The sequence below is a fragment of the Aquabacterium sp. UBA2148 genome (genome assembly GCF_002328915.1).
Lineage (GTDB): Bacteria > Pseudomonadota > Gammaproteobacteria > Burkholderiales > Burkholderiaceae_C > Aquabacterium > Aquabacterium parvum.
The window spans coordinates 942-4,461 of record NZ_DCXA01000085.1; the positions used below are offsets into that span (position 1 = coordinate 942).

The 3,520-nt window shown below is 67.2% G+C and carries 1 protein-coding gene; it reads right to left on the reverse strand.

From position 1 onward, the window contains the following. Positions 1-3,520, reverse strand: a 3,520-nt coding sequence (locus B2W70_RS04490; protein ID WP_286743284.1) for a filamentous haemagglutinin family protein, incomplete at both ends; no start/stop codon positions are given.

A 3,520-nucleotide genomic window follows, 5' to 3' on the forward strand; every position in this document is an offset into this window, starting at 1 on the left:
CGGGCCCGCCGCGGTGGCGGACTGCCCCAGGCTGCCGACATTGGTGGAGGCGTTGCCCACGGTGGGCGGCGGCGCCAGGTTGCCGCCACCGGCGATCTGGATGTCGTTGGCGCCGACGATGGTGGGGGCATCGAGGGTGATGCTGCCGCCGGCGCGGATGCCCGCCTCACCGGCGTTGATCTCGCCGCGCGGTGCGAAGAGGTAGAGCTTGCTGTCAGGGTCCAACGCAGCGATGCCGGAGCCCGAGAAGGACCCCGTGGTGTCGACCACGAGTCGACCATCGACGATGCGGACCACCGGCGCCGGGGCCCCGGTGACGGTTTTCGAGCCCTTGCCTGCATCGATGTTGCCGAACGAGGCCCACAGCAGCATGTCGCCGTTTTCGACGACGAAGATGCGGGACTGGTTGACCTCGACGCTGTCGCGCACCACGCCGGTGATGTCGCCACCCGAGGTGGTCACGATGCCCAGTTTGGCGGCAGCGGCCGAATCGGCCAGGCCGGTCAAGCGGCCCACGTTCATGCCCCCATGCGGCGTGAAGACGTTGATTTGGCTGTTTTGCTGCGTCTTGATGCTGCTGGCGCCCATCAGCAGGCTGCTGGTGTCCTGGCTGCCCGGGAAAACGGTGGCCAGGGCGTTGAAGCCGCTCTGGTAGGCGTCCAGCTTGGCGTCAGGGGTCTTTTCTTGTGTGGCATTGATGCCAGCCACGGTCAGCTCTCGCTTGAGCACCTGGTTGGTGAAGAGCAGGCGCTGCTCCGTGCTCAATTGCTCAAAGGCTTGCAAGGCTTGTGCGTCGCCCAGGTCCTTGGTGCCCGTGCGCAGCCTGAGGTACTCCGACAAGGCCAGCGCGTAAGCGCCACCACGAGCCTTGGCCATGTCCAGGGCCGTGCTGCGCTGCACCTCAGGCGCCACGGCTTGGGACCACGCCGGGGCGAGCACGCTGCCCAGCAGCGCGGCTTGTTCGCGCTGGGGCACGTTGGCCAGGGCCGCCAGGGCTTGTGCTGTGCTCAAATCAGGCTTGGCGTCGCGCCCTTGCATGTAGGTGAGCACGGCAGCCTCGAAGGCCTGCGCGCCCACCAGGTCGCGGGCTGCGACGAGCTGCTCGGCAAAGCCCTGGCCGGCAAACGCCTGTGCAGCCGCCGAATCCAGCCCCGGCACCGCCTGACCGCCTCGAGCCGCCAGCAACTGGGCATACAGGTCGGCCGGTCGGTCGGCCACACCCGCGCCACCCAGCAGGTGGAAGAAGCGTTGCTCGGCCACGCCGAAATCGCTGGTGCCAGGCTGCACGCCTGCCATCACCGTGAGGTTGGCGCTGCCATCGGGCAAGGCGCCGTTTTCGCGGTTGCCGTTGGTGTCGATGCCTTCTGCGGCCGTGAGGTTGACATCGCGGCCGGCCACGAACAAGGCGTCTCCAGGGCCGCGAACGCGGGTGGTGCCGATGACGTTCAGGTCGCGCCCTGCCTGCACCAGAGAGAGCTCGTTGCCGTCTTGCTGTTGCACGAGCAGGCCCAGCAAGTTCACGTCTCCGCCCGCGATGATGCGGGTGGCGTCGCCGACTTCGGCGCGCAGGGTCACGTCGCCGGTTTGGGCGATGAGGCGGACGGGTTCGCGGCGGGCGGGTTCGAAGCTGCCTGCGGTCAGGGCGACACCGGTGCCCGTTTGGCGCTGCACAGAGAAGTCTCCCAGAATGTCTTCGCCCTTGGAACTCCAATAGATGCCTTCACCGAAGGGGGACTCCGCCCACACGTTGACGCCAGAAGCCTTCAGGTCTGCGCCTGCCAGCACGTTCAAGGTGGCGCCATCGGCCTGCGGCATTTGGTTGAGATAAACCGCGTTGATGCTGCCTCCGGGTGCAGCAATCAAGGTGCTCGATGGCAGCAACGAAGCCGTCTGATGTTCGGAGGAGTCCACATTTGGCGGCATGACGTTGTTGATCGCAACGCTCCCCGATGCAGACAACAGGTTCATCGATGCGTTGCGTCCCAAGCCAGCAAGGCCACTTGAGTTCTGAGCGCTATCCACTGTGGTCTGACCCAAGCTCTGAAGCCCCGCCTCGGTAATGAGGTCAACCAGCACATCTTGCGCAGCCTGCACCTGCAACTGCGTGTTCTCGTAGAACAGCGAAGCCGCGCCCCGCGATGCAGTGCCTTCGATGTTGAGCCCGGCATCGACCCGCCCTGTGCTGCCCCCGACCTTGGCCAGCAGGCCCGCGATGTTGCCGTCGGCGCTGACCTCGACGTCACCACCGCCGAAGCGACGCACCACGCCGGCGTCGTCCTTGTACCCGCTGGTGGCGGTCACGAAGCCCATGTCCACCACGTCGCCACCCGCGCGAGCGGTGATGTCACCGCCGCCAAAGGTGGCCACGCCCATGTCGAACAGGTCGTATCGAGCCCACCAGGACTGGCTCTTGTCGGCGTTCACATCGGACTTGTGGAAGGTCCAGTCACTGACGAAACTGGCCTTGCCAACGCTTTGGGTGCGCAGGTCACCACCGGCTTGCAGGCTCACGCTGCCACCGCCCAGCATGAAGGGCAATTGACGGGTCGTGTTGGCGCCGTTGCCCCGGGTGATGAGGTTGGCGTGAAGCTTGGAGCTGGATGCAAGCCCTCTGCCGAAGCCTTCGGCGCCGGGCGCCTGCTCGGCGCTGGCCAGCAGCCCGGTGGTGTAGACGGTGGCACGGTCGTTTTCAAGCACCACGTCGCGAGAGGCCACCACGCGCAGGTCACCGGTGGTGCTGCGCACGAAGACCTGCTTGGCCGAGGTGGGCTCGCCAGCCGGGTCTCCGATGCGCACATCGGCCGCGGTGCCCGCGGCGGTGGCAGCCACGTCGGCGCTGCCCAGGTCGGCGCCAGCCACCAGGGTGATGTCCGAGCCGGCCATCAGCGGCAGGTCGGCTGCGCCCACCTTCATGGCGTTCGACAGGGTGGTGTTGGCCGAGGCAGAGGCCTGCGCGGTGCCGGGCAGCGGCACATTGACGAAACCGCCCGACAGGCTGGCCTGGATGTTCAGGTTGCCCGCGCTGACGATGCTCAGGTTCATCGGCGTGTGGGCACTGGGCTTGACGACAAACTGGCCGTCGCTTTCTTCCTTGACGAGCTGGGTCAGGTTCCAGTCGGTCGACAAGGTGAGGTCGCCCTCCGACTGCAGCACCTGGGCGGACTGGACCTTGGCCACGGTGGTGGCGCCCAACTTGCCGTTGGCCACCTTGTTGAGCGTGTCCAGGGCCGCTGCCGATTGCTGGAAGGCCTCGCTGCGGGCCTTGGCGTCCGTCAGCACCTGGGCCGACAGGTCATCGACCGTGGTGCGCTCTTCGCCCTGCACGGTCAGCGTGCCCACGCCGGTCAAGGTGGACTGGATGGCGGCCACGCGGGCGTTGCCCACGCCTTGGTCGCCATCGGCCGCGCCGTCTTCGCGCACACCGGCGCGCAAGGTCAGGCTGCCATCGGCACCTGCCGTACCACCCGAAGCACGAACGTCGGCCTGCTCGTTCAGGCGCAGTGCGCCCGAGCGGCTGGCC